The sequence below is a fragment of the Acerihabitans sp. TG2 genome, from assembly GCF_035013185.1.
Lineage (GTDB): Bacteria > Pseudomonadota > Gammaproteobacteria > Enterobacterales > Enterobacteriaceae > Acerihabitans.
In genome coordinates this window covers 38,954-61,394 of record NZ_JAYGJO010000012.1, presented here as the reverse complement: position 1 = coordinate 61,394, position 22,441 = coordinate 38,954, and the positions used below count along the sequence as shown (strand labels likewise).

Below are 22,441 nucleotides of genomic sequence, written 5' to 3'. Positions count from 1 at the left end.
TATCTCCTCAGAGGGCGGTGGCAAGCAGCAAGATCACCAGCGCGGCGACCACGTACAGGCAGTAGATACGAAAATCCCCCCCCTGCAACACCTGGACCCTCACCCCTAATCGCTGGGTGATACGTACCAATGGATTAATGATATCGTCATCCCAAAATGGCTCGATCCGGCCGGCGCTTTCAGTCACACGCTCCAATACACGGCGCAGCAGCGGGGAAGGATCAAGCTGGCTGCGCAACCGGTAAAGACCGGAGAACATCACGCGCAGCGGTTGGGTAAAGCTGCCGGCTGACATGGCCATCAGCGGTTCCCAGGCATAACCGCAGGCCCAGGGTTCGCCGTGGCGGCGATAACCCGGCTGATCGCCTTTGCGCAACAGGTAAATGCCCAGCGGAATCAGCGGCAAGGCCAGCAGCAAGATCAATATCAACAAGGGGGACAGCATGGCCTGGCTGGCCTGTTGGGGAATGAGCAGCGTACCTTGCACCACGGTAATCTCATGGGCATGGCTTAAGCCGGCGGCTACGCTGGCCAATATCGGTGCTACCACCGAGGCCCCGGCGCCCAAAGCGACGCACAGCAGCGCCAGCAGCAGCATAGACAGCGTCATTTGCCAAGGCACCTCACGCGCCTGGGAAGCCCGTTCGCTGCGTGGCGCGCCGCAAAAACTGATGCCATAGACTTTAACAAAACACATGGCCGCCAACGCACCTGTGATCGCCAGCATCACGATGGCTACCGGACCGCTCAGTCGCATAATAAAGCTGCCGTCATGGCTCATGGTAAACAGGGATTGGTAGGTGTACCACTCGCTGACAAATCCGTTTAGCGGCGGCAGCGCGGAGATCGCCATACAACCGATCAAAAATGCCACGGCGGTGAGCGGCATCAGCCGGCCCAGTCCCCCCATCTTTTCCATATCCCGGCTGTGCACCCGCCAGATAATCGCACCGGCACCGAGAAACAGTAACCCTTTGAATACGGCATGGTTCAACAGATGGTAGAGTGCGCCAAGCAGGCCCAGCGCGGCCAGTACCGGATGATGGGCGGCAATGCCAATCATGCCCACGCCGACCCCCATCAAAATGATGCCGATGTTTTCCACCGTATGCCAGGCCAGTAAGCGTTTAATATCGTGCTCCGCCAAGGCATAGAGTACCCCAAGCACTGAGGATACTGCGCCAAAGGCCAGCACCATAATGCCCCACCAAAGTTGGCTGGCACCCAGCAGGTCGATCCCCACCTTGATAATGCCGAAGATGCCGATTTTTACCATTACGCCGGACATCAAGGCCGATGCATGAGAAGGGGCCGCGGGATGTGCGCGCGGCAGCCAACTGTGTAATGGCAGCATGCCCGCCTTGGCACCGAAACCAAAAAATGCGAGCAGGAACACCACCGAGGCGGCGGCGGGGGACATGGATAAGGTACGAAACGAGGCAAATTCCAGGCTGCCGCTTTGCCGCCACATCAAGAAGAACGACACCATGATCAGCACCGAACCGGCGTGGGCAATAAAGAAGTAGAGCAGCCCGGCGTTAATTGACTCTTCGTCCTGATCGGCTATCACCAGGAACCAGGACGCCAGCGACATCATTTCGAAGAAAATGATAAACCAGAAGGCATTATCCATCACCACCAGCGTAACCATGGAGGCGATAAACAGGTTCATAAAGAACCCCATTGCCGCCGCGCCCCGGCCTATATATTCACGCACATAGGCAATGGAGTAGAGGGCGCATACGGTCACCAACAAGGAAATCACCAGCAGCATAAAAGCCGCCAGACCGTCCAGGCGCACGCTGAACGCAGCGAAGGGAAAAGGACCGGCGGTGGTATAGGTGAGGGTTTCCCCACTAAGCAGTACCGGTGCGGCGGCCAGCAGGCCGAGGATGCCACCGGCCATCGCCGTCAGGCCGGCGACCCATATTGCCAGATGCTCCTGACGGGCCAGCAACAGCGAGAGCAAACCACCGATAATGTACAGCCCGAGTGAGCCGCTGAGTAACTGAAATGCACTCATATTTACTCCTGCCCTGGGGTCGTGTGGGAAGCGATATCCAAATCGGCGGATAACCCGCGCGCCGCATAAAGACGTCGGCGTTGGTTGGTCTGTTCCACCGCGTCGTCATCCACCAACACCAATGCATTGGTTGGGCAGACCTGGACACATTGCGGACCGTCGGGATGAAAATCGCAAAGATCACATTTCACCGCCACGTTGCGTATTCCGGCATTCCAGGCCAGAAAGGGATTCATGTTTTTTGGACTTTCGGGAACGTCGGCCAGTTGTTGAGACGGAATAAAATGCGTAAACAACGTAGGCATATTGACCGGCGTGCTGCCGGACGGCGTAATGGCACCAAACGGGCAGGCCAGTCCACACAATTTGCAACCGATACACAGGCTCTCATTAAGGATGATGGCGTCGGGGCCAAGGGTAATGGCGTTAACCGGGCAGACACGGGCGCAAGGCGCGTCTTCGCACTGGCGGCAGAGCAAGGGCGCGGTGTATTGGGCAGTACGTGTTACGGACAGTCTGGGATAAGACTGCAACCCTACGGCTTTATGTGCCTCGGTACAGGCGGCCATACAGGTATTACATCCAATACAAAGCTGTGGCTCCGCGATAACAAAGCGGTTCATAACCTTCTCCTCCAGGAGAAACGGATGACAGTCAGGCTGCATGCTGAAAGATGATGCTGGCGAGTAAAGCATATTCCATGCCACTCATGTGGTTATCGGTGGAGAAGGCCGTGGGCGCGGGGTTGCGGCATTATGGGTACTGGCCAAACGCTGTCGGCACCGGTCAATCGTCATAAGTGTCGACCCGGGTTGCCGGTACCGCGTCGTCATAAATGACGAAAGGTGGCGATGACAGCCGATGGGGGAATGGTTGAAAAAACGCTTAATTTAATGAATTGATTTGTATCATAAAATTAACCTACGTGACCATGATAAGCTGGCATCTGTTTTGCAATGATCGCAAGATAAATGACAATCGTCTGAAAGAGGCGGAGTATTGGGCGGAATAAGACATGCATGAATTAACCCTGGCGCAGAACACGCTGGAGATTGTCGAACAGCAAGCGCGATTAAACGGCGCCAGTCGGGTTACCGGCGTCTGGTTGTCCATCGGGGCGTTTTCTTGCGTAGAGGCGGAGTCATTGCAATTTTGCTTTGACATGGTTTGTCGCAACACCTTGGCACAAGGCTGTTCGCTCCATCTGGACGTGCAGGTGGCACAAGCCTGGTGTCGCGCGTGTGAACGGCAGGTGACGTTGCCGGACGCGCCGGTGCTGATCTGCCCGTTGTGCGGCGGCCATGCCCTGCAGACCGACGCCCATGACAATATTCAAATCAAACGTCTTGAAGTGGCCTGAAGTGCCAGCCAATATTGGCGCAATACCCTCAATAGTTCGTCTTGCGGAAAGCCATTACCACTGCAACGGGAAGTATGACGGGTATGTCGACGCGTCAGGTCGACCCGATCCATCGTTAAGCGAGGAAATTATTCATGTGCAGTACCTGCGGTTGCGCCAAAGGCGAACGCCATATTGAGGGTGACGAACCTGTTCAACAAGGTTCTCACCATGAACATGCCCATGAACATGCCCATCCGCATGACCATGCCGACGAGCATGCCGTCAGCCCTGGTGGTCATGAGCATACCCATGATCACATTCACGATCACGCGGCCGGTGACGGTTTCCATGAACATACGCATGATCACATTCACGATCACCGGTCCGATTCGGGCTTACATGGGCATATGCATGGCCATGACCATACATCCGGCTTGCCTCGTCATGCGCAGGGGCATGTCCACACCTCGGACACCGACTCGGTGAAACCGGAGCATCTGGCGGCACGGGCTTACGATCGCTCGTCGGCAGCGCTGGCCTCGCGCCGCGTCACGCTACCCGCCAATGGCGCGGCGGCACCACTGGTGATTCATCATCATCACTACCATGGTGAGGTGCATCACCATTATTACAATGGCTTGCCGCCGGCCGCGTGTCGACCCGAAGAACGGGACGGTAGCTCGATGTCTGGGGCGATACGCCAGGACGATTTGCCCGGCGATCGGTATGATGCTTTGGCTGATGATGGGTATGCCGATCTACACGCGGGTCCGCACGATGATCTGCACTCTGATCTGCATTCTGACCCACACGCTGATTTGCACTATGGACATGGCGAGGCCGGCGTTCATGCTCCTGGTCTTAGCCAGCGGCGCTTGGTGGAAATCGAAATTGATGTGCTGGACAAGAATAATCGCCTGGCGGCGCAGAATCGTGAACATTTCCAGGCGCGTCACATTCTGGCGCTTAATCTGGTGTCCAGCCCAGGTTCGGGTAAAACCACGCTGCTGACTGAAACGCTGCAGCGGCTCAAAGATCGGATAAGTTGCGCGGTCATTGAGGGGGATCAGCAAACTACCAATGACGCCGATCGTATTCGTGCCACCGGCGCTCCCGCGATCCAAGTGAATACCGGCAAAGGCTGTCACCTTGATGCGCAGATGATCCAGGATGCTACCCGCCGGTTGGCACCGCCGGACCACAGCCTGTTGTTTATTGAAAACGTTGGCAATCTGGTTTGCCCGGCGGGTTTTGATCTTGGCGAACGTCACAAGGTGGTGGTGCTTTCCGTCACCGAAGGCGAGGACAAACCGTTAAAATACCCTCATATGTTCGCCGCTGCTGACGTTATGATCCTGAACAAAACGGATTTATTACCCTGGGTTAATTTCAACGTCGACACCTGTATTGCCAACGCCCGCAGGGTCAATCCGGCCATGGTGGTACTGATGCTATCCGCCACCACCGGTGACGGTATGGATACCTGGATCAGCTGGTTGGACGAGCAGCGGGCTAGCTAATCGCTGCGCCGCCAGCATCCGGCGGCCTACCGAGTAACGCCTGACAGAACGGGCTGGAGAAACAACACATGTGTATAGGCATTCCCGGACAGGTTATCACGCTGGACGAAACCAGCCCAGGCAATGCCTGGGTTGACGTCTGCGGCGTCAAGCGGCGGGTGAACGTCCGGCTGGTCTGCGCCGATGCCGCCGCCATGACGGCGCTGCCGGGGCAGTGGGTTTTGGTTCACGTAGGTTTTGCCATGAGCCTGCTTGATGAAAGTGAGGCCAAGGAAACCCTCGACGCGTTGCGGCAAATGGGTGAGATGGAGCCGGATGTGGGTTTGTTCCTGCAAGGAGGCGAGTCCCATGCGGTTCGTTGATGAGTACCGCCAGCCGGAACTGGTCAACGGGCTGGTGGCGCGTATTGCCGAGCGGATGCCACTGACCGGTTATACCGATGCACATCCACTGCAGGTAATGGAAGTCTGCGGCGGACATACTCATGCCATTTTCAAATTTGGCCTCGATAAACTGCTGCCGTCGGCGTTGGAATTCATCCACGGGCCAGGCTGCCCGGTTTGTGTACTGCCGGCCGGCCGTATTGACGCCTGCCTGGAAATCGCACTGCGGCCCGGGGTGATTTTTTGCACCTTTGGTGATGCTATGCGGGTGCCTGGCCGTCATGGTTCGCTGCTGAGCGCCCGGCAACAGGGGGCCGATATCCGTATGGTATGGTCTCCGCTCGACGCACTGGCCATCGCCAAGCAGCACCCCGATCGGCCTGTGGTATTTTTTGGTATCGGCTTTGAAACCACCATGCCCGCCAGCGCCATAACCCTGCAACAGGCGCGCGCCGACGGTGTGAAAAACTTTTTCCTGTTTTGCCAGCATATTACCCTGATGCCCACCTTAAAAAGCCTGCTCGGACAGCCGGACGTGCGCATCGACGGTTTTATTGCGCCGGGGCATGTCAGCATGGTGATCGGTGAGCAGCCGTTTGCCTATATAAGCGACGTATGCCACAAGCCGGTGGTGGTGACTGGGTTTGAGCCCGGGGATATCCTGCAGGGAATGTTGATGCTGATTGAACAATATATCGACGGGCGTTGTACGGTGGAAAACCAGTATCGCCGCGTGGTGCCTGAACAGGGCAATAACCTGGCACAGCGCGCCATGAACCAGGTGTTTGTTACCGAGGGTGCCAGCGAATGGCGTGGCCTGGGTGTGATAGCCGACTCCCGGGTCAACCTGCGTCCCGAATGGATGGAGTATGACGCCGAGCAACGTTTTAATCCCGAGCAGCATCCGGTAGCGGATGACCCGCGCGCGCGCTGTGGTGCGGTGCTGACCGGCCGTTGCAAGCCGGCCGACTGCCCGCTGTTTGGTAATGTATGCACGCCGGAAAATGCGTTCGGCGCGCTGATGGTTTCTTCAGAAGGCGCTTGCGCCGCCTGGTATCAATATCGTCGGAGTGAGGCATGAACAAACAGATTACGCTGGCGCACGGCAACGGCGGCGGCGCCATGCAGGCGCTGATCAGTGATGTTTTTATCAAGGCGTTTGACAATCCGCTGCTGAGCACCGGGGAAGATCAGGCGCGCCTGCCGCTCGCCGAACTGAATGGGCTGGGCGATCGACTGGCATTTACCACCGACAGCTATGTGGTTGATCCCCTGTTTTTCCCCGGCGGGAACATTGGCAAGTTGGCGGTATGCGGCACCGCCAACGATGTGGCGGTCAGTGGTGCCACGCCGCGCTGGCTGTCATGTGGGTTTATGCTTGAAGAGGGTCTGCCGTTAGAGACGTTGCAACGCATTGTCCAGTCCATGGCGGCCACTGCCCGCGACGCCGGTATCCAAATTGTCACCGGCGATACTAAAGTAGTACCCCACGGCGCGGTGGATAAAGTGTTTATCAATACTGCCGGGCTGGGTGTTATTCCCCTGGGGCTGGATTGGGGCGTGAGTCAAATCCGCGCCGGGGATCGCATTTTGGTGAGCGGTACGTTGGGCGATCATGGCGCAACGATCCTCAATTTGCGTGAGCATCTGGGCATGGAAACGGATCTGGTCAGTGACTGTGCGGTTTTGGCCCCGCTGATCGCACCGTTGCGCGCCATTGCGGGTGTGCGTACCTTGCGCGACGCCACGCGCGGCGGCGTGACCGCCATTTTGCATGAATTTACCCGCGGCAGCGGTTGCGGCATGAATATTCACGAGGCGGCACTGCCGGTGAAAACCACGGTGCGCGGGCTGTGCGAACTGCTCGGCCTGGAAGCGCTCAATTTTGCCAATGAAGGCAAACTGGTGCTGGTGGTCAGTCCTCAGGCGGAGCAGCAAGTTCTACAAACCCTGCATCATCATCCTTTGGGACGCGATGCTGTAACCATCGGCGAGGTCACCGATGATAAGCAGGTGCGACTGTGTGGACTGTACGGCGTGAGCCGGTTGCTCATGTTACCCCATGATGAACCATTGCCGAGGATTTGCTAAGCGGAGCTTACCATGGCGACCAATGGTGTGCGGCTGACCATCAAAGGCAAGGTCCAGGGCGTGGGTTTTCGCCCCACCGTGTGGCAGGTGGCCCAGCGTCTTGGTGTTATCGGTGATGTTGGCAATAACGCCGCTGGGGTTGAAGTGCGCCTGTGGGGCAGCGATGCCACGGTGTTTATCCTGGAACTACGGCGAAGCTGTCCGCCGCTGGCGGTCATTGACAGTATTGACACTGCCCCCTGGCACTGGGTGAACCGTCCGTTAACCTTTAGCATTATTCCCAGTCATGGCGGTGCCATGTCGACCCAAGTGGTGCCGGATGCCGCCACCTGCGTTGATTGTCTGGCCGAACTGAACGATCCGGCCAACCGTCGCTGGCGTTACCCCTTTATCAACTGCACTCATTGCGGACCACGGTTCACCTTGATCCGCCGCATGCCTTACGATCGGCCGAATACCGCCATGGATCGTTTTCCGTTATGTGCTGCGTGCCTGGCTGAATATCAGCATCCCGCCGATCGACGTTTTCACGCCCAGCCGAACGCCTGTCCACACTGTGGACCGCAGGTCTGGCTGGCGAATGCGCAGGGCGCGGTACTGGCCGCGAAAGACCAGGCCATTGCCGAGGCCGCGAGGCGGCTGTGTGCCGGCGAGATCCTGGCGATCAAAGGGCTGGGTGGGTTTCATCTGGCCTGCGACGCCACCAATGGTCTGGCGGTGATGCACCTACGCCAACGCAAACGCCGACCGAGCAAGCCGCTGGCGGTGATGGTGCCTGACATTGCCTGGCTGCAGCGCTGGGCAGGGCATGACAATCCGGCGTTAACCCAGTTGCTACAATCCCCAGCCGCGCCCATTGTATTGATCCCCTGGCCGGTCGACAGCCGACAGGATGTGTGGCACGACACGGCGGGCGAGACGTGGACAAAAACGCGTTCTGGTAGCGAAGCATGTTATGGACCGCACCAACGTCCGCTTTGTGATTTGATTGCCCCGCAATTGCATGAGTTGGGCGTGATGCTGCCGGCCAATCCGCTGCAACATCTATTAATGCGCGCTGTTGGCCGGCCGCTGGTGATGACCTCCGGCAACCGCAATGGCCGGCCGCCGGCACTGGACAACTCACAGGCGCTGAACGATCTGGCCACTATCGCCGACGGCTGGTTATTGCACGATCGTGACATTGTGCAACGTGCTGACGATTCTCTGGTGCGCTTAAGCACATCGGGTGTGGAGATGTTGCGCCGCTCGCGCGGCTATGTACCGGATACCCTTGCCTTGCCGCCCGGTTTTGCCAGGTCGCCGGCTATTCTGGCGCTCGGGGCGGATTTAAAAAATACCTTTTGTCTGCTGCGGGACGGGCAAGCGGTGTTGAGCCAGCATCTCGGGGATCTGGCCGACGAAGGCATCCAGCAGCAACAGCAGCAGGTGTTGGCGCTCTATCGTGATATCTGGAACTTTACTCCCACACGGGTGGTGGTGGATGCCCATCCCGGTTATGTTAGCCATCGCTGGGGTGAGACGTTGGCGGCAGAGCTCGGCGTGCCTTGCATCAGCACACTGCATCACCACGCACACCTGGTCGCCTGTCTGGCGGAACAGGGCTGGCCTCTCGATGCCGGCCCGGTGATCGGCCTGGCCCTGGATGGGTTAGGCTACGGCGCGCCGTGCACAGCAGAAGAGGGTATGGATGATGCCGCCGGTAATTCGGCCAGATGGTGGGGCGGCGAGTGCCTAAAAGTGGATTATTGTCACTGCGAGTGGCTGGGCGGGTTGCCCGCCGTTGCCATGCCGGGAGGGGATCTGGCCTCACGCCAGCCATGGCGCAATCTATTGGCACAGTGGTTGCGTTTTGTGCCCGATTGGCGCGATTTGCCCGAGGCGGCCATGATCGTGCGCGCTGAGGGCGAGCTGTTGGCCCGCGCAATAAACCGGGGCATCAACGCGCCCATGGCATCGTCTACCGGACGGCTGTTTGATGCGGTGGCCGCGGCGCTGGGACTTTGCGAGCGTGAAATCAGTTGGGAAGGTGAGGCCGCCTGCCGGCTGGAGGCCTTAGCCTGGCGGGCACCGGCCAAAGCTGCGCAAAGCACTATTCCCGTTACGCTACCGCTGCTGGGTAACCGGCTGGATCTGGCCACGTTCTGGCGCCAATGGCTTGACTGGCGTGCTGAGCCCGCCGATCGTGCTTATGCTTTTCATTTGGCCCTGGCGCAAGGATTCGCTGCGCTGGCGCGCCAAGCGGCACAGCGCCATGGCTTGACTACGCTGGCGCTCTCGGGCGGGGTAATGCATAACCGCTTGTTCCGGGAATTACTGGTGGCTGAATTACCGGCGCTACGTATTCTGCAACCCTCACGACTGCCGGCCGGCGATGGGGGACTGGCACTCGGACAGGCGTTGATTGCCGCCGCTCGTTATGCACAATGAACCCCTGACCCACCCAGCACACTGATACTGACGACAGGCTCACCACCAGGCCACCGCCAACACCGGCGCTGCTTGCCTTCCTCTATTAGCCCATTAGCCCACCGATCTACCTATCTACCTATCTACCTATCTACCTATCTACCTATCTACCTATTTACCTATTTACCTATTTACCCATTTACCCAGCGGCTAATCGCCTATCGAGCTGTCGGTGAGAGTATATCGGCCTGATGTTAATACGCATTTTTTCTGCCGTGTAACGCGTGTTTACACTTTGATTATGATGGTAACAAAGGTCTCAACTTCTCATGCTCATAACCTGATATAAACAAATGGTTAACATTATTAAAATAACCGTACCCGCGATACCCAATAGATTTCGAGCGTCAGGACGTGTTCCCTGGTCGTTTTCGAGACCATAGTTTTTTTCGGCTCACCCCAAACATGGCCGATTCAAAGATAGGACAACCACTATGTTCAATTGGACGTCAACACAGCGCAACGTGGCTTTCGCCTGCTTTGCCTGTTGGATGTTGGATGCTTTCGACTTTTTTATTCTGGTCTTTGTATTAAGCGATCTGGCTGCCTGGTTCCATACCGATATCGCCAGCGTTTCCATTTCCATTATGCTGACGTTAGCGGTACGCCCACTCGGTGCTCTGTTATTCGGACGCTTGGCAGAAAAGTATGGCCGTCGACCCATCCTGATGATTAATGTATTGATGTTTTCGGCATTTGAACTGTTATCGGCCTGGTCGCCTACTCTGGCGATATTTATCGGACTTCGGGTGTTATACGGCGTGGCGATGGGGGGGATATGGGGGGTCGCGTCATCACTGGCGATGGAAACCATACCGGATCGTTCCCGCGGCCTGATGTCGGGCATTTTTCAGGCGGGTTATCCCGCCGGGTATTTATTGGCATCCATTATCTTTGGTCTGTTCTTTAGCCTGGTCGGCTGGCGCGGTATGTTCCTGATCGGCGCGTTGCCGGTGCTGCTGCTGCCGTTTATTTACTTTAAGGTTCCCGAATCACCGGTTTGGCAAGCCGCCCGGGAGCGTAAAGAGAGCGTCGCGTTATTGCCGATTATCCGTACTCACTGGAAGTTATGCCTGTATATGGTGGCGCTAATGGCCTGCTTTAACTTTTTCAGCCATGGCACCCAGGATCTCTATCCGACCTTCTTAAAAGTACAACACGGTTTCGGGCCACATACCGTCAGCATTATCGCGATTTGCTACAATATTGCCGCCATGCTAGGTGGAGTCGTCTTTGGTAGCCTGTCGGAAAAAATTGGCCGTAAAAAAGCCATTATCTTCGCCGCATTGCTGGCCCTGCCAGTCCTGCCGCTGTGGGCGTTCTCTACGGGTTCGGTGATGATTGGCCTGGGGGCGTTTCTGATGCAGTTTATGGTACAGGGCGCCTGGGGCGTAGTGCCCAGCTATTTGACGGAGCTGGTTCCCGCCAATTCCCGAGCTGTCTTGCCAGGGTTCGTTTACCAATTGGGCAATCTGATCGCCTCGGTGAACGCGACCTTGCAATCGCGCATTGCCGAGGCCCATGGTAATAACTATGGTCTGGCCATGGCGGTGGTGGCCGGCACCGTGGCGATTTTAATTTGCCTACTGGTCTCATTCGGACGTGAAACCCAGGGCAAAGCCCTCTCGGGTTACGAGCCGACGGGCAGCGGTGCGCCGGCCAAATAAACCGACGGTGGCCGTCAGGCAATTTTACGCCGGAACAACCAATATGCCCCGCTGCCGGTGGTGGCTGTAATCACCAGCAGCGGCCATAGGCTGTGCCAGATAATGCCAAAATCGGCATCCTTAAGATAAATTTCCTTAATGATGTCGGTAAAATGGCGCACCGGGTTAATCCAGGTCAGGGTTTGCAGCCACTGGGGCATATTTTCCACCGGTGCCACATAACCAGACAGCAAAATAGCCGGCATCATAAACACAAAAACCCCGATAAACGCCTGTTGCTGTGTTGAGCATAACGAGGAGATCAGCAAGCCAAAACCCACCAACGACAAACCGTACAGCAGCAAGGTGACATAAAACAGCGTCAACGAACCGGCAAAGGGGATGCGATAACCCAGGATACCGATAACCAGTACAATCGAGGCTTGCACGGTTGCCACCATTAACGCCGGTACTGCTTTGCCGATAAAAATCTGCCAAGTGGCCAGCGGTGAAACCAACAGTTGATCAAGCGTGCCTTGCTCACGTTCGCGCGCCACGGACAGCGAGGTGACGATCAACACACCAATGGTGGTGATCAGTGCAATCAGCGAAGGTACAACAAACCATTTATAATCAAGATTGGGGTTATACCAGTTGCGGATGGTCAGCTCGCTGTTATCGGCTTTGGGCCGGGAACCCAGCAAATCCAATTGGTAGGTATTGATGATTTGCTGGACATAATTGGCAGCGATCTGGGCGCTATTGGAATTGCGTCCGTCGAGTAACAACTGCAGCGGTGCCGGTACGCCGGCAGCCAGATTGCGGGAAAAATTCGCCGGGAAGCGCACCACCAGCAAGGCTCGCTGGTTATCGAGCGTGGTCTGAATTTGCTGTGGGCTGTGTAGCAGCAAAACCTGGGTAAACGACCGTGCCTTGGCCAAACGCTGTGTGAGTTCAACCGAGTTCTGGCCGCTGTCATCGCTGTAAATCGCGATGGTGGCATGGGTCACTTCCAAGGTGGCGGCGAAAGGAAACAGCAAGACCTGCAGGATGACCGGCATGACCAAAATCATTCGGGTTTGCGGATCACGCAACAGTGTCTGGAGCTCTTTGACGATCAGTGTCCAAAGTCGGTAAAACATGTTGGTTCCTTAATCCAGGCGGCGCTTGGTTTTCCAGGCCGTCAAGCCAATAAATGCCAGCGCCGAAGCCACCAGAAACAGGGTATTCATCAACAGGATCCCGCCTATGTTCCCTGCCAGAAACAGACTTTGCAATGTGCTGACAAAATAGCGCGCCGGAATGATAAAGGTCACGGCGCGCACCACCGCAGGCATACTTTCAATTTGGAAGATAAACCCTGATAGCATCACGGCAGGCAGAAAAGCCGCGTTAAGCGCCACCATGGCAGCGTTGAACTGGTTGCGGGTCAGGGTGGAAATCAATAACCCCATGCCCAGTGTGCTGGCCAAAAACAGGCTACTGATACCGAACAACAGTAACCAAGAACCGCGAAAGGGCACGGACATCACCCATACCGCCACTATCATGCAAAGCGCCATCGCACCCATGCCTAGCACATAATAGGGCAGCAGTTTGGACAGCAGCAGTTCGGCACGGGTGACCTGGGTAGACAATAACGCTTCCATGGTGCCGCGCTCCCACTCACGGGCGATCACCAGTGACGTCAGAATGGCACCAATCACCGTCATAATGATGGTGATCGCGCCGGGAATGATAAAATTCCGGCTGATTGCCGCCGGATTAAACCAATAACGCGCCCTGACATCAATCAACTGCTCGAACGCCTGACCGCGATCCTCCGCCCGCTGCTGTCGCCAAATTTGCCATATCCCCTGAGCATAGCCCTGGACAAAATTGGCGGTATTGGGTTCACTGCCGTCGGTAATCACCTGGATCGGCGCACTATTGCCTGCACGTGCCATATTGCGATCAAAATCCACCGGTATCACAATCAGGCCGCGGATTTTACCTGCCTGCATCAGCGATACCAATTGCTGGCGATTATCGCTAATGGTCGGCTGAATATAGGGCGACCCCGCGAAAGCGTAGGCCAAGTCACGGGCGTCAGCGCTTTGCTGCTCCATCAATATGCCGACGTGCAGCCGGCTGGAGTCCAGATTGATACCGTAGCCAAAAATAAACAGCAACAAGAGCGGGATGACAACGGCTATCAAGCCGCTGCTGGGATCACGCATGATTTGTCGGGTCTCTTTGGTGCACAATGCCCGCAGTCGCCGCCAGGAAAACCGGGTGCTGTTATGCGGTTTCATTACCGTTATCCTTATCGTAATTGCCCACCAACGCGATAAACGCCTGCTCCATTGTGGGGTTGGGGGTTTCGGTGTTGGCACTGTGCTGCTTGAGCTCATCCGGTGTACCGTGAGCTATCAGCTTGCCGTGATACACCAGCCCAATGCGATCGCAGTACTCGGCTTCATCCATAAAGTGAGTGGTCACCATCACGGTGACGCCTTTCTCCACCATACCGTTAATATGCAGCCAAAATTCCCGACGGGTGAGCGGGTCGACGCCGGAGGTCGGTTCATCGAGAAATAAAATATCCGGTTCATGCATCAACGCACAGGCCAGGGCCAGGCGCTGCTTAAAACCCAAGGGCAGTGCGTCGGGGGTCTGATGGTAAATGGGGGCAAAATCAAACGCCCGGCTCATTTCATCCATCTTGCGCTGCTGGTGTTTGCCGTGCAGCCCATAAACGCCGGAAAAAAAACGCAGATTCTGTTCCACGGTCAAATTGCCGTACAGGGAGAATTTTTGTGCCATATAACCCAAATGCTGACGTGCCTGGCTGGAGCCGGTCTTCAAGTCCATGCCCAACACCAGTGCCTGACCGGTAGTGGGTACTAACAGACCGCACATCATCTTAAAGGTGGTGGATTTGCCCGCACCGTTCGGCCCCAGCAGACCGAAAATTTCCCCGCGGGTGACGGCGAAACTGATGTCATCGGTGGCGGCGAAATCGCCAAACTTTTTGGTTAAATGACGGGCTTCGATTACTGTTTCCCCTGATTCACCGTCAATGTTCGGCATAATGTCTGCCAGTGCCTGCTTACCACCCGGGCCACCGCCCAGCAGATCGATAAACGCATCCTCAAAGCGCGGTTCAGTCTGCTTAATCTCGGTTTCTGGCAGGTTAAGGGCGGCGGCCAATGCGCCTGGCTGCGCTTGCTTGGCTAAAATCAGCCGTACGGATTTGCCCTGGATCACACCATCGCTGATTAACGGCAGTTGCAGTGCCCGCTGCAATAACTGTCGGTTGGTACCGGCGCTATCGCTGACCAGCAGTGTCCGTCCAGCCATGGTTTGCGTCAGTTCAGCGGGCGCGCCGTGATAGATCACCACACCTTCATTCATCAACAGCACCTGTCGGCACTGTTCTGCCTCGTCCAGATAAGAGGTGCTCCACAGGATCAACATCCCTTCGTCTGCCAGTTCATGTACCATGCGCCAAAGTTCACGGCGCGAGATCGGGTCCACGCCGACGCCCGGTTCATCAAGTAGCAAAACGTTGGGTTGGCCGAGCAGCGTACAGGCCAGACCGAGTTTTTGTTTCATGCCGCCGGAGAGTTTGCCGGCCAGTCGCTGGGTAAAGTGGGACAGGTCGGTAAAATCCAGTAATCGATCAAAGGTTTGCTGGCGCAGTTCCCCGGTCACATCGCGTAAATCGGCATACAAAGACAGGTTTTCCATCACCGTCAGGTCTTCATACAGACCAAACTTTTGCGGCATATAACCCAGAATGGCATGTAATTGACCCTCTTCGGTTGTGGGGTCTAGGCCCACGACTCGCAGAGTACCCTGACTGGGGGTCAGTAACCCGGCCAGCATACGCATGAGGGTGGTCTTACCTGCGCCGTCGGGACCCACCAGACCGGTCACCCCGCCACTGTGGATATCCAGGGTCAGCGGGGCCACCGCCGGTGCCTGTTGCGTAGGAAACGTCTTCTCCAGCGCGTTGAGCTCAATGACATTAGCGGGCATTATTTTTGCCATCCACTGAGCCGCCGTCCGATACCGGGGTGGGGTGATGCCCGGTGGTCAAGTTCAGGGTAACCGGCATTCCCTGGCGCAGCCGATCATCGGCATCATTAACCATAATACGCAGGCGATAGACCAAATCGGTGCGCAACTGCGGGGTTTCCACGCTCTTGGGGGTGAACTCCGCCGTGGGTGAAACAAAGCCTATTTTGCCGTGATAACGTTTGTCGGGCTGACCATCAACGCGAATGGTGACTGGGGTGCCCGGTACCGCTTGCGACAGGTTGGTTTCATCGACATAAGCGCGAATCCACACCGGGCGGGTCAACGACAGAACAAATACCGTTCCCCCAGCGCTCAGTATGCTGCCGGGTTCCTCGGCTCGGGTTAAAATGGTCCCCGCTGAAGGGGTAACCAATCGGGTATCAGCCAGGTCGAGAGCCGACTGGGACATCGCTGCCTGGGTTTGCGACAGTTCGGCCTGCGCGGCGGCGATTTCCTGCGGCCGGTTACCGGTTTGGTATTGCTGGAGTTTATCCTTGGCGGCTTGCAGGTTAGCCTTGGCCTGATTACTGGCGGCGCGCGCATCTTCCAATTGATTAGGGGAAATCGCCCGTTTTGCCCACGCGCCCTGTTGGCGATGATAAAAACTGTCGGCATAGTTAAAGGCTGCTTGCTGTTGCGCCAACTGTGAGCGCACCTGTGCAATCTCTTCGCTGCGATAACCGGCCTGGGCCAAATCCAGCTTGGCCCGCGCACTGGCCACATTTGCCTGGGCCTGCAACAGGGCATTGCGATAGGGCGCATCATCTACTTTGGCCAACATCTGGCCGGGATGAACCTTATCACCTTCATCCACCATGACCTGCGCCAGCCGCCCACCGACCCGAAACCCCAGATTGACAGTACGGATATCCACATTGCCGTACAGGGTTAGTGCCTGGTTTTGTTGTTGCTGATAATAGCGCAGGCCATATACCGTTGCGGCTATCAGCGCGAACAGGATAATAACAATAGCAATTATTTTTTTCTTCATAATGTTTTGCCTAAAACCACTGCCTGTTCGGCTCGCAGTCCGTTAAGAATCCAATCGATATGGTGCGTCAAAATAGTTTTAATAAGCGTGATCTGCTCCGGGCCCATATCATCCCAGCCGGTTCGCAGCAGAATAGTTTCACGTGCCATACGAAACGACAGCATCTCACCCAGCAGGGCATGGGTATGCAGGATGGTCGTGGTGTCAGTTGGGTCGCAGCCGGTAACACCGGCCACCAGTTTAGTAAACCGCTGATGCAAAGGTGCTATGGCCTGATGGTGAATCAGCTGGTAGGCCTCGGTGGGCATCAGCTGTTCACGCGAGAGAATCTTACTCAGGTTTACGGTTTTTGGGTTGGTCAGCAGTTCGGTGAAACTCATCATACTTTTAATAATATAGTCCCGGCATTGTCCCGGGTCCGCCGGCGTGTGCTGTGCCAGTAAATCGTCAATTTCCGCCATTAGCGGTTGATTGGCCTGCTGGATAAAATCGGCGATCCATTGGGCCACCGCCAGGTAAAGACCCTCTTTAGAGCCAAAATAATAAAAGATGGCGGCGATATTTTGGCCTGCCAGCCGGGCGATCTCGCGGGTGGTGGCGGTCTGGGCGCCTTTTTCACTAAACAGTTCAATCCCGGCGGCGATCAACTGGGCCTTGGCCTGCTCGCCGCGCGCGGTGGGCGAGGGGGGTTGTGACATGATTGCTCCAAAATATATCAATCGATTGATTAAGTTTAGGCCTGTACTAGTAAGCTGTAAAGCCCCGCGTGAGCAATGTGCTACCGCTGACGTTTCTGTACTGGGGGCAGGTACGCTAACAGCAACTCCCCCCATTCATGCTGTTTTGCGGGTATTGATATATTTAATTAATGGTCATTAAAATAATACTTGATCTTAGGAGTAGCAGCGTTTATCATTTGTTTATCGAACGTTAAGATATTAACGTTTAGCCAAATAACCTATTACATAGCGAGTTTATATCATGAAAAACCTGCACTTAGCCGTCGCCGCCATCGTACTGAGTACCGTTTCTTTTGCCGGTTTTGCCGCCCAGGAAGTGAACAGTCGCCCTGCCGGTGAACACCGCATCGGTGTGGTTTCTAGTGCCACTACGTCAACGCTTGATGACCTGCAATCACAGTTGGCTGCCAAAGCCGATGCCACCGGTGCGACCTCCTATCGCATTATTGGCGTCAGCGGTAATGACACTCTGCACGGCAGTGCCGAACTGTATAAATAAGTTCCACCGCCAGTAATGCAGGCAAACAACATGCCTCTATTGTAGCCAATAAAAAAAGCGACCCGCGGGTCGCTTTTTTTCGGCTTGACGATTTGCCGCTAAGATACTGGTTTGTAGGTCAACGGGCTCTTGGGTAAATAAGCTGCCAAGAATCAGAACTGATAGGTCAGACCCAGGCCAAATTCGTCTTTGGCGTTGATTCCCAACGGGTTGTTCTCATCCAGACGGTTGATCTTGTAATCCGCGTAGACGTTCATGTTTTTATTAAAGAAGTAGGTCATGGACACATCATAGTACTTCACTAAATCTGCATCGCCGACACCCTTGTCGATATCCTTGCCTTTAGACTGGAAGTAGCCAACCATCGGTTTCAAACCGAAATCAAACAGATAGGATGCCACAACTTCCATATTCTCTGTTTTATTGGCGTAACCTTTGAGGGTAGAACCGGATGAAATCGGCGTCAGGTTATGGCCTTGACCGTACAAACCAGCTACGTAAACACCTGCATGGTCGTATTTCAAACCGGTGGCCCATACGTCAGCGTTATCACCTTTACCGAAATCCATTGCCTGTTGCGGGGCGGTACGTTTAGACGTAGCGTAGGTACCCAAAATGGACAAATCGATAGGGGTGGTATAAGACGCCGACAAACCGTAGCCGTCGCCGTTAGATTTGTTAGTTGTACGGGCGTTGTTGGAGTTTTCGTCGTTGGCGCCCTGGTATTGCAGACCGAACTTCAGGCCGTCAACCAGACCAAAAAAGTTGGTGTTGCGATAAGTCAGCAGGCCGGTGGCGCGGCCAGTCATAAAGTTATCAGCGGAACTGTAGGTCAGGTCATCGAAGATCGGGGCGGTATCGGTAATCGACGCGACATCATAGGCGATGCCCCAGTTACGACCGTAATCAAGGGAGCCAAAGTTTTTCAGTTTCAAACCAGCAAAACCTAAACGGGTTTTGGTGTTTTTTTGAGCATCGGAGCCGCCTTCAGTATTATTGGCCTGGACGTTGTATTCCCACTGGCCGTAGCCGGTCAGCTGATCATTGATCTGGGTTTGGCCTTTAAAACCGAGGCGCACATAGCTTTGATCGCCGTCGTTGGCGGTATTTTGGGTGAAATAATGACGGGCGCGCACGCTGCCGTAAAAATCCAGCTTGTTACCGTCTTTATTGTAAATCTCTGCGGCGTGTAGAGCTGGTGCAGCAACTAACGTTGCCAAAACTGCCAATGCTATCTTCTTCATTACTTTTTCCTTACCAATACTTTTTAGTTAAATTAAAGAGGACTCAACCTTTTGGTGGTTGATATCCAGTGCTATCCAGTGTTTTTTTTAAAATTGTATTTCAGAAATTGCGCAATCCATCATTTAGCTATCCAGCCCTGGGGGTCGAATTCCGAAGGATAGTAGCAGCTTAATCGACGTTAGGATTGTGAACTTTTCGTTAAACCAGTAAATGACTCATTTTTAATCAATTACTGAAGCACCGAACAACGCCCCTGTCGCCGCGCGAGGCTACCTTAACGTGTCATACAGATCTAAAAGTTGAGAACCATCACAAAACCAGTTTATGTTTCAGAAACATCACCGAATTTAAGGCCGCGTTAGCCGTTTATGCAGCATTGAAGCCAAAAAAAGCACAATCCGACTATGATTGTCAGGTGTGACGTTGCCGGTAAAATTACCTGTAAGCCAAATTGGTATAATAAATATCCCCCTACTGGGTCATTATTTACGCTATCCAGCAACGGGGGTAAGAAGGGGGGATCTCTTTTTTTTTTCGACCTTGTTTGTATGCCTACGGGTTATCCATCCTGCCTGTAATAAATAATTAATCATGATAACTCAGTGGAACAGACGCTGGTCTGCATTAAACCGCATGCCGAGCGAATGATGCCTTTTTTACCCGACAATGGTGATTTGCTTAATAACGGAATGAGGTTTTAGCGGTACCTCGATGCGGCATCATAAACTATTCATCCCACAATGATAGTGGATAATAAGACCAAAACGTTTGGTCTTATGCCCATAAAAAAACCTATTCATTGCTGGTGAAAATATTAATCAAAAAAATCTTGCTTATGGCAATATAAACTACTGGCCTTTTATTTAGTCACAGCAGTTTGTATAAGACGTTGGGAAAGCTGAGGTCAAGAACATTACACGTTCATAAGGGTGAGCAGCGTGGTAATGATGATAATGCTGATTAACACCGAAATAGAACCTGTAAAGCTAGCGACCGAGCCCAGATTGCTGCCCCGGGCGGTAAATATCGGTGCCAGAGATGACAATGGGGCGAAGACGGCTACCGCCAGTACCTGACGGATCTCCAGGGGGAACGGCGTATAAAAATAAAACAATGCCGAAAAGAGCGCGCCGGCGCCATAACGCACGACCAACAACGTATAGACGTTGTTAAGCTGGGTTCGGTCAATATTGATTTCCAGCATCATGCCGATTATCAGCATGGCCAGAAACGGATTGGCGTTACCGATAATGGAGGTCAAAATAGTGACCTGGCTAGGCAGATGCAAACCGCATAACGCCGCTACCAGCAATACCATGTAGACATCGAAAGGGACCGAGGAAAACAACCGCTTAAACGTGTTTTTAAGCCCGGTACTTTTGCCGGTGGCGTTGGCCGCTGCGACATAACTCCCGCCGGTACAGATAACCGAATTCCCAGCATCAAATAAACAGGTGGCAACAATGCCTGCCGGACCAAGAAAACTTTGCACATAAGGCAGGGTAAAACAGCCGATATTGTAGCCGGGGGTATTGATCATAAAAAACACTTTGGTATCGTTATCGCGTTTTTTGGCAATCAGATAACCGGCGTATAGCAAGATGATATTGCACACAAACCCTAACAGCACCAACATCAGCAATGAATTATCCACCTTAAAACTGGCAAAACCGGTGATTACCGCTGCGGGCAACGTCAGATTCATCATGATTTTCGATAAGGCTACACTATCAGAACGCTGCAAAATGCCATATTTCTTTAAGAGATAACCAATAACGATAATGAAAAGGAAAGAAAAGGCTTTTATGAGCACGTCCAGCATGTTGCTGTCCTGACGAAGACAAAAAGAATAGATTCATCATACCTTAACCAGAGGACCCCTCCCATTGTTTTGTCGGGTTAATCCGTACAGGTCTAGCATATACCCGCAATAGCACACCACATCATCATGTCCAGTTTTCGGTTACATAATTAATATATATTAACTCTGTACGGTATCTATAATGGCACAACTGCTTTGATAACCTTCCCAGGGATAACAATATGAGTGACACCGATCCATTCAACACGCTGAATGAAACCGCATCGACTTCAGCACCGGCGATAAAAGTGGACCATCTGCGTTTTCATCGCCGACATGCCCAATTGGCCTCGCCATTCGGCAATGGTTGGTTCGCGCGTAAAGCGGAAGACTTTGCCCGTTTTTTTGGTACGCCGGTATTTTTAGGTGCGCAAACCCTGATTGTCATCGCCTGGGTTGGTGTTAACTCCATTGGCCTGGTGCATTTTGATATTTACCCGTTTATTCTGCTCAATCTGGCGTTTAGCCTACAGTCGGCCTACGCTGCACCGCTGATATTACTGGCGCAAACCCGCCAGGCGGAGCGGGACAAAGCCCATTCCGACGCGGATGCCGAGCATCGCGAGGCACTGGCCATCGCGAATACACAACGTCAGGAGCAGGCGGCCCAAACCTCGGCACAAATAATGGAACTGCTTACGCAAAATACTGAACTGACGGCCCTGACTAAAAATCTCACCGAGCGTATAGAAGTCCTGGCCGCTGAACTTCATAAGAAACTACTGCAGGATGCCGCCTAAATCCGGCTGGTCTGCATCACGGGACACCGAGCCGACTCAACGGCATCTACAACATCACTTTCGCCGCCATTTCCCTGCTGTAATCACGGCTGGCATCGACCAGCACGCGGGTATAGTCCTGCTGAATATCTCCGCGCAGCAGGGCATCGATTTCTAACGTTTCGAGGATTTTTCCGTATTTCATCACGGCCACGCGCTGGCATAGATGGGCGATAACCCCCAAATCGTGCGTGACCATCAGGTACGTCAGTCCTTCCTCTTTTTGAAGATCGAACAACAAATTGAGAATTTCCGCCTGTACCGAAACGTCCAGCGCTGAGGTTGGCTCATCAAGCAGCAGCACACGGGGTTTGAGGATCAACGCCCTTGCGATGGCGACCCGCTGTCGCTGGCCACCGGAAAGCTGGTGCGGGTAACGGCTATGGAATGCGCGGTCCAGACCGACTTTTTCCAGAATGGTGTTTATCCGCAGCTCGCGCTGGTCGATGTGGTGGATTTGTAGCGGTTCTTCCAGAATGTCGAAGATGGTGTGGCGCGGATGCAAAGAGCCGTACGGATCCTGAAACACCATCTGCACGAGACGACAACGGTCGCGGCCAATACGGTGTTCTAGCTGTTGACCATCAATCTCCAGCTCGCCTTTCCAGTGCGTAAACAGTCCCGCTAAACATTTCAGTACCGTGGTTTTCCCCGAGCCAGATTCGCCTACCAGTCCGAAAATTTCCCCTTCACGCACGGCAATATTGACATCCGTCAGTACCTGCGTATTTTTTGCACCTTCGCCAAAACAAAGGTTCAGATTGCGTATGTCGATCATGGTACGTGG

Annotated in this window: 19 protein-coding genes; 9 read left to right on the top strand and 10 right to left on the bottom strand. The window is 54.4% G+C overall.

Annotated elements, in window-relative coordinates:
* Window positions 1–7 precede the first annotated feature (7 nt).
* Together hyfB and SJI19_RS12510 are read right to left on the bottom strand one after the other, a co-directional pair.
* Window positions 8–2,023, bottom strand: a complete 2,016-nt coding sequence (gene hyfB, locus SJI19_RS12515; RefSeq protein ID WP_323478595.1) for a hydrogenase 4 subunit B — start codon at window positions 2,021–2,023, stop codon at window positions 8–10.
* Between the two features lie 2 nt (window positions 2,024–2,025).
* Window positions 2,026–2,646, bottom strand: coding sequence for a 4Fe-4S dicluster domain-containing protein (locus SJI19_RS12510; protein ID WP_323478594.1), 621 nt, complete (start codon window positions 2,644–2,646; stop codon window positions 2,026–2,028).
* 392 nt (window positions 2,647–3,038) lie between these two features.
* Here SJI19_RS12510 and hypA point away from each other — a divergent pair, with 392 nt between their 5' ends.
* From hypA to SJI19_RS12475, 7 genes are all read left to right on the top strand, one after another.
* Window positions 3,039–3,383 (top strand): hydrogenase maturation nickel metallochaperone HypA, encoded by a 345-nt coding sequence (hypA, locus tag SJI19_RS12505; RefSeq protein WP_323478593.1) that lies wholly within the window; start codon window positions 3,039–3,041, stop codon window positions 3,381–3,383.
* Between the two features lie 134 nt (window positions 3,384–3,517).
* Window positions 3,518–4,885, top strand: a complete 1,368-nt coding sequence (gene hypB / locus SJI19_RS12500; protein ID WP_323478592.1) for a hydrogenase nickel incorporation protein HypB — start codon at window positions 3,518–3,520, stop codon at window positions 4,883–4,885.
* Between the two features lie 68 nt (window positions 4,886–4,953).
* On the top strand, window positions 4,954–5,247 hold the full coding sequence (hypC, locus tag SJI19_RS12495; protein ID WP_323478591.1) for a HypC/HybG/HupF family hydrogenase formation chaperone: 294 nt from the start codon (window positions 4,954–4,956) through the stop codon (window positions 5,245–5,247).
* Window positions 5,234–6,349 (top strand): hydrogenase formation protein HypD, encoded by a 1,116-nt coding sequence (hypD, locus tag SJI19_RS12490; RefSeq protein WP_323478590.1) that lies wholly within the window; start codon window positions 5,234–5,236, stop codon window positions 6,347–6,349. Before hypC ends, hypD begins: the two co-directional genes overlap by 14 nt.
* A complete protein-coding gene (gene hypE / locus SJI19_RS12485) occupies window positions 6,346–7,359 on the top strand; it encodes a hydrogenase expression/formation protein HypE (RefSeq protein ID WP_323478589.1) in 1,014 nt (337 codons plus the stop codon). Before hypD ends, hypE begins: the two co-directional genes overlap by 4 nt.
* Window positions 7,360–7,371: 12 nt before the next feature.
* The gene (locus tag SJI19_RS12480) at window positions 7,372–9,789 is read left to right on the top strand and encodes a carbamoyltransferase HypF (protein ID WP_323478588.1); all 2,418 of its coding nucleotides are present in this window, start codon (window positions 7,372–7,374) and stop codon (window positions 9,787–9,789) included.
* Window positions 9,790–10,262: 473 nt separating this feature from the next.
* Entirely contained in the window at window positions 10,263–11,495 is a 1,233-nt protein-coding gene (locus tag SJI19_RS12475; protein ID WP_323478587.1) for an MFS transporter, read from the top strand.
* Between the two features lie 14 nt (window positions 11,496–11,509).
* On the opposite strand, the gene SJI19_RS12470 is transcribed toward SJI19_RS12475, so the two are convergent.
* Genes SJI19_RS12470 through cecR form a run of 5 tightly spaced genes read right to left on the bottom strand, consistent with a single transcriptional unit; the run spans window position 11,510 to window position 17,228 of the window.
* On the bottom strand, window positions 11,510–12,616 hold the full coding sequence (locus tag SJI19_RS12470; RefSeq protein ID WP_323478586.1) for an ABC transporter permease: 1,107 nt from the start codon (window positions 12,614–12,616) through the stop codon (window positions 11,510–11,512).
* Between the two features lie 9 nt (window positions 12,617–12,625).
* A complete protein-coding gene (locus SJI19_RS12465) occupies window positions 12,626–13,768 on the bottom strand; it encodes an ABC transporter permease (protein ID WP_323478585.1) in 1,143 nt (380 codons plus the stop codon).
* A complete protein-coding gene (locus SJI19_RS12460; RefSeq protein ID WP_323478584.1) occupies window positions 13,755–15,509 on the bottom strand; it encodes an ATP-binding cassette domain-containing protein in 1,755 nt (584 codons plus the stop codon). Before SJI19_RS12460 ends, SJI19_RS12465 begins: the two co-directional genes overlap by 14 nt.
* Window positions 15,487–16,530, bottom strand: coding sequence for a secretion protein HlyD (gene hlyD, locus SJI19_RS12455; protein WP_323478583.1), 1,044 nt, complete (start codon window positions 16,528–16,530; stop codon window positions 15,487–15,489). The genes SJI19_RS12460 and hlyD overlap by 23 nt, the downstream gene beginning before the upstream one ends.
* Window positions 16,527–17,228, bottom strand: coding sequence for a transcriptional regulator CecR (gene cecR / locus SJI19_RS12450; protein WP_323478582.1), 702 nt, complete (start codon window positions 17,226–17,228; stop codon window positions 16,527–16,529). The genes hlyD and cecR overlap by 4 nt, the downstream gene beginning before the upstream one ends.
* Before the next feature lie 283 nt (window positions 17,229–17,511).
* Here cecR and bhsA point away from each other — a divergent pair, with 283 nt between their 5' ends.
* A complete protein-coding gene (gene bhsA / locus SJI19_RS12445; protein ID WP_323478581.1) occupies window positions 17,512–17,769 on the top strand; it encodes a multiple stress resistance protein BhsA in 258 nt (85 codons plus the stop codon).
* A 152-nt stretch (window positions 17,770–17,921) separates the two neighbouring features.
* On the opposite strand, the gene SJI19_RS12440 is transcribed toward bhsA, so the two are convergent.
* Together SJI19_RS12440 and SJI19_RS12435 are read right to left on the bottom strand one after the other, a co-directional pair.
* A complete protein-coding gene (locus tag SJI19_RS12440; protein ID WP_323478580.1) occupies window positions 17,922–19,013 on the bottom strand; it encodes a porin in 1,092 nt (363 codons plus the stop codon).
* Window positions 19,014–19,927: 914 nt separating this feature from the next.
* Window positions 19,928–20,836, bottom strand: a complete 909-nt coding sequence (locus SJI19_RS12435; protein WP_323478579.1) for an AEC family transporter — start codon at window positions 20,834–20,836, stop codon at window positions 19,928–19,930.
* A gap of 221 nt (window positions 20,837–21,057) precedes the next feature.
* On the opposite strand from SJI19_RS12435, the gene SJI19_RS12430 reads away from it, so the two are divergent.
* Window positions 21,058–21,615: a DUF1003 domain-containing protein gene (locus SJI19_RS12430; RefSeq protein ID WP_323478578.1), complete on the top strand. Its 558-nt coding sequence runs from the start codon at window positions 21,058–21,060 to the stop codon at window positions 21,613–21,615.
* A gap of 46 nt (window positions 21,616–21,661) precedes the next feature.
* Here SJI19_RS12430 and SJI19_RS12425 read toward each other — a convergent pair whose 3' ends face one another.
* A complete protein-coding gene (locus SJI19_RS12425) occupies window positions 21,662–22,432 on the bottom strand; it encodes an ABC transporter ATP-binding protein (protein ID WP_323478671.1) in 771 nt (256 codons plus the stop codon).
* Between the last annotated feature and the right edge of the window lie 9 nt (window positions 22,433–22,441).

Bases quoted from the DNA above. Each gene is read 5' to 3' on its own strand.
- hyfB (WP_323478595.1), bottom strand. From the start codon at position 2,023: ATGAGTGCATTTCAGTTACTCAGCGGCTCACTCGGGCTGTACATTATC.
- SJI19_RS12510 (WP_323478594.1), bottom strand. From the start codon at position 2,646: ATGAACCGCTTTGTTATCGCGGAGCCACAGCTTTGTATTGGATGTAAT.
- hypA (WP_323478593.1), top strand. From the start codon at position 3,039: ATGCATGAATTAACCCTGGCGCAGAACACGCTGGAGATTGTCGAACAG.
- hypB (WP_323478592.1), top strand. From the start codon at position 3,518: ATGTGCAGTACCTGCGGTTGCGCCAAAGGCGAACGCCATATTGAGGGT.
- hypC (WP_323478591.1), top strand. From the start codon at position 4,954: ATGTGTATAGGCATTCCCGGACAGGTTATCACGCTGGACGAAACCAGC.
- hypD (WP_323478590.1), top strand. From the start codon at position 5,234: ATGCGGTTCGTTGATGAGTACCGCCAGCCGGAACTGGTCAACGGGCTG.
- hypE (WP_323478589.1), top strand. From the start codon at position 6,346: ATGAACAAACAGATTACGCTGGCGCACGGCAACGGCGGCGGCGCCATG.
- SJI19_RS12480 (WP_323478588.1), top strand. From the start codon at position 7,372: ATGGCGACCAATGGTGTGCGGCTGACCATCAAAGGCAAGGTCCAGGGC.
- SJI19_RS12475 (WP_323478587.1), top strand. From the start codon at position 10,263: ATGTTCAATTGGACGTCAACACAGCGCAACGTGGCTTTCGCCTGCTTT.
- SJI19_RS12470 (WP_323478586.1), bottom strand. From the start codon at position 12,616: ATGTTTTACCGACTTTGGACACTGATCGTCAAAGAGCTCCAGACACTG.
- SJI19_RS12465 (WP_323478585.1), bottom strand. From the start codon at position 13,768: ATGAAACCGCATAACAGCACCCGGTTTTCCTGGCGGCGACTGCGGGCA.
- SJI19_RS12460 (WP_323478584.1), bottom strand. From the start codon at position 15,509: ATGGCAAAAATAATGCCCGCTAATGTCATTGAGCTCAACGCGCTGGAG.
- hlyD (WP_323478583.1), bottom strand. From the start codon at position 16,530: ATGAAGAAAAAAATAATTGCTATTGTTATTATCCTGTTCGCGCTGATA.
- cecR (WP_323478582.1), bottom strand. From the start codon at position 17,228: ATGTCACAACCCCCCTCGCCCACCGCGCGCGGCGAGCAGGCCAAGGCC.
- bhsA (WP_323478581.1), top strand. From the start codon at position 17,512: ATGAAAAACCTGCACTTAGCCGTCGCCGCCATCGTACTGAGTACCGTT.
- SJI19_RS12440 (WP_323478580.1), bottom strand. From the start codon at position 19,013: ATGAAGAAGATAGCATTGGCAGTTTTGGCAACGTTAGTTGCTGCACCA.
- SJI19_RS12435 (WP_323478579.1), bottom strand. From the start codon at position 20,836: ATGCTGGACGTGCTCATAAAAGCCTTTTCTTTCCTTTTCATTATCGTT.
- SJI19_RS12430 (WP_323478578.1), top strand. From the start codon at position 21,058: ATGAGTGACACCGATCCATTCAACACGCTGAATGAAACCGCATCGACT.
- SJI19_RS12425 (WP_323478671.1), bottom strand. From the start codon at position 22,432: ATGATCGACATACGCAATCTGAACCTTTGTTTTGGCGAAGGTGCAAAA.